The 3,292-nt window shown below is 72.1% G+C and carries 5 protein-coding genes; 2 read left to right on the forward strand and 3 right to left on the reverse strand.

Annotated features, from left to right (window positions below; translation table 11 throughout):
- Positions 1-360: permease (locus DI269_RS00475; protein WP_232822547.1), on the reverse strand; the 360-nt coding region annotated here is incomplete at both ends.
- A gap of 117 nt (positions 361-477) precedes the next feature.
- Between DI269_RS00475 and DI269_RS00480 the strand changes: the two genes are divergently transcribed.
- Positions 478-1,332 (forward strand): ion transporter, encoded by an 855-nt coding sequence (locus DI269_RS00480; protein WP_157974663.1) that lies wholly within the window; start codon positions 478-480, stop codon positions 1,330-1,332.
- Positions 1,333-1,339: 7 nt separating this feature from the next.
- On the opposite strand, the gene DI269_RS00485 is transcribed toward DI269_RS00480, so the two are convergent.
- Positions 1,340-2,128, reverse strand: a complete 789-nt coding sequence (locus DI269_RS00485) for an isoprenyl transferase (RefSeq protein ID WP_112133211.1) — start codon at positions 2,126-2,128, stop codon at positions 1,340-1,342.
- A 111-nt stretch (positions 2,129-2,239) separates the two neighbouring features.
- Between DI269_RS00485 and DI269_RS00490 the strand changes: the two genes are divergently transcribed.
- Complete coding sequence (locus DI269_RS00490; RefSeq protein WP_157974664.1) at positions 2,240-2,995, forward strand: alpha/beta fold hydrolase; 756 nt, start codon at positions 2,240-2,242, stop codon at positions 2,993-2,995.
- 51 nt (positions 2,996-3,046) lie between these two features.
- Here DI269_RS00490 and DI269_RS27950 read toward each other — a convergent pair.
- Positions 3,047-3,292, reverse strand: a 246-nt coding sequence (locus DI269_RS27950; protein WP_232822548.1) for a DNA repair protein RecO C-terminal domain-containing protein, incomplete at its 5' end; no start/stop codon positions are given.

Consider the following 3,292-nt stretch of genomic DNA (forward strand, 5'->3'; position numbering starts at 1 on the left):
GCCGCGGCGCACGAGCGCCCCGGCGACGGGCACGGACGCGCACTCGCAGGCGGGCAGGACCGCGCCGGCGACGCCCGCGACGGGGACGGCGAGCGCGGTGCGCTTGGGGACGGCCTTGTGGAAGAAGTCGGCGGGCACGAACGCGCTGATCGCGGCGGAGAGGGCGACGCCGAGGACGAGGAACGGGAACGCCTGGACGCAGACGGCGACGAAACGGGCGGACCAGGCCTGGGCGGCGGGGGCGGCGAAGAGCTCGGTGAGGCCCGGCCGGGCGGTGAGGCCGAAGACGAGGAGGAGCGCGAGGGCCTCGATGGAGGTGAGGCCGCGGCGCCGCGGCCGCGGCGGGGCCTCGGGGGCGGGNNNNGTCGGCGAGGTCGGCGCTCACGGCCCTATTGTGCGGCATGGGCGGGGTCGATCGCGTCACCGGCCCGATCACCTCGGGAGCGGAGGAGTGTTCGCACTTACTACGCTGGCCGGGTGCGCGTTCCCACCGTAGGTACCGACCCCAGCCGTATCCCGGCCGCTTGCAGGGCGCTGCTCTCCAGCCGGCGGTTCCAGGTGGTGTCGATGTCGGTGATCGTCCTGAACGGGGCGGTGCTGGGGGCGATGACGTTCGAGCCGGCGATGCGGGTCGCCAGCGAGTTCCTGCACTGGGTGGACTACGTGTGCCTGGCGTTCTTCACGCTGGAGGTCATCGCGGGGCTCCTGTCGTTCGGGCGGCGGCCGTGGCGGTACTTCCGGGACGGCTGGAACGTCTTCGACTTCGTGATCGTGGTGGCGTCGTTCCTGCCGGGCCTGCGCGAGAACGTGACGATCCTGCGGCTGCTGCGGCTGGCGCGGATCGTGCGGATCTTCCGGTCGCTGCCGTCGCTGCGGCTGATCCTGGTGGCGGCCGGGAAGGCGCTGCCGAAGTCGGCCGGGGTGATGGCGCTGACCGGCCTGGTCATGTACCTGTGGGCGATGATCGGGTGGATCGCGTTCAACGAGACCGACCCGGAGCACTTCGGCTCGGTCGGGAAGGCGCTGCTGAACCTGTTCCAGCTGGTCGCGTTCGACGACATGGGCAACGTCATCCGCGACAGCATGGCGCACAACATGTGGACGCTGCCGTACTACGTGGTGTTCATCCTGTTCGGCGCGTTCATCCTGGTGAACCTCATGATCGGCGTGGTGCTGGCCTCGATGGAGGAGGCGCAGAAGATCGACGACGAGGACGGCGAGATCCACGCGGACACCGCGCTGCTGCTGGAGCGGATCGACAAGCTCCAGACCGTGGTCGAGAAGCTGGCCGCCGACCAGGAGCGCGGGCGCGAGTTCACGCCGTTCCGGTAGGCCCGCCTCAGACCGCGGCGACCGGGTTCGGTTCGGCTCCGCCGAAGCGGCGGTCGCGGCGGGCGTAGATCTCGCAGGCGCGCCACAGGTGGCGGCGGTCGAAGTCGGGCCAGAGGACGTCGAGGTAGACCATCTCGGCGTACGCGGACTGCCAGGGCAGGAAGTTCGAGGTGCGCTGCTCGCCGGAGGGGCGCAGGAACAGGTCGACGTCGGGCAGGTCGGGGTTGTAGAGGTACTTGGCGAAGGTCTTCTCGGTGACGCGCTCGGGGTTGAGGCGCCCGGCCTTGACGTCGCGGGCGAGGGCCGCGGCGGCGTCGGCGATCTCGGCGCGGCCGCCGTAGTTCACGCAGAACTGGAGCGTGATCTTGTCGTTGTGCTTCGACATCTCCTCGGCCACTTCGAGTTCGTTGATGACGCTCTTCCACAGTTTCGGGCGGCGCCCGGCCCAGCGGATGCGCACGCCCATGGCGTGGAGCTCGTCGCGGCGGCGGTGGATGACGTCGCGGTTGAAGCCCATGAGCCAGCGGACCTCGTCGGGGCTGCGGCGCCAGTTCTCGGTCGAGAACGCGTACGCCGAGACGGTGCTGATGCCCATCTCGATGGCGCCCTCGATGGTGTCGAACAGCGACGCCTCGCCCATGGTGTGGCCCTCGGTGCGCTTGAGCCCGCGCTCCTTGGCCCAGCGGCCGTTGCCGTCCATGACCAGCGCGACGTGCCGCGGCACGAGGTCGCGCGGCAGCTCGGGCGGCACCGCGCCCGACGGGTGCGGCTTCGGCGGCTCGTAGGTGCGGCTCACTGGACCTCCAAGGGCGGCTCGGCTGAGGCCGCCTCGCGGCGGCGGCCTCGATCGTAATCGGGCCCGGTTCGGCCCATGGCGCGGCAGCTCGTGCTCTGTTACGTTCGGCGCGTGGAACCTCTCAACGCCGAGCACCTCGGGCGCACTCTCCGCGGCGTGCTCCACCTCCCCCAGCCGCACCGCGAGCCCGCGCCGGCGGTGGTCCTGTGCCACGGGTTCGGGGAGAACCGGATGGGTTCGCGCGACGAGTTCACGCGGCTCGCCAGGCTCCTGTCGGACGAGGGCGTGGCGGCGTACCGGTTCGACTTCGCGGCGTTCGGGGAGTCCGACGGCGACCCGGTCGACTTCTCCATCTCCGACCAGGCCGCGCAGCTCGACGCGGTCCTCGACCAGCTCGGCCGCAACCGGGCGCTCGACCCCGAGCGGATCGGTGTGCTCGGGTTCAGCATGGGCGCGTTGACCTCCGTGCTGGTCGCAGGGCGGCGGCCGCTGCGCACGCTCGGGATGTGGGCGCCCTCGGGCGGGCCGCTGAACCTGCCGTTCTGGCGCCGGGGCCCGTACGAAGAGGAGATCCGCGAGCGCGGGTACGCCGACTACCAGGGCATCGCGTTCGGGAAGGCGTTCCTCGACGACCTGCCGACCCTCGACCAGTTCGCGGCCGCGCGGCGCCACGCCGGGCCGGTGTTCATGGCGGGCGGGACCGAGGACGGCCTGATGGGCGCGAAGTACATCGACCCGTACCGGGAGGTGTGGGGCCCGCGGCTCGAACTGCACTACGTCGAGGGCATGGGCCACAGCCCGCGCAGCCTCGCCGAGCGCGATCGGCTGCTGGGTCTGACCGCGGAGTTCCTGCTGCGGACCGTGTAGGCGGGCGACGGCCCCGGGGCTGGCGGGCCGCACGGCGTCCGGGCGGGCCGTCTAGTGCGGCACGTACTTGAGCGTCCGCAGTGGACGTTCGGAGTGCCATTGGAAGTGCGCGGCGATGAGGCCCGCGGCCTCGCCGCGCTGGCGGGGGTCGGCGGCGGTGGCGCTGGCCCAGTCGCCGGATTCCAAGGCGCGCATGAGGTCGAGGGAGGCGGTCGCGGGCACTGAGGCGCCGCCGGGGCGGCAGTCGCCGCAGACGGCGCCGCCGGCGGCGACGGCGAAGGCGCGGTGGCGCCCGTC

The sequence above is a fragment of the Glycomyces dulcitolivorans genome (assembly GCF_003265355.1).
In the GTDB taxonomy this organism is placed as follows: domain Bacteria; phylum Actinomycetota; class Actinomycetes; order Mycobacteriales; family Micromonosporaceae; genus Glycomyces; species Glycomyces dulcitolivorans.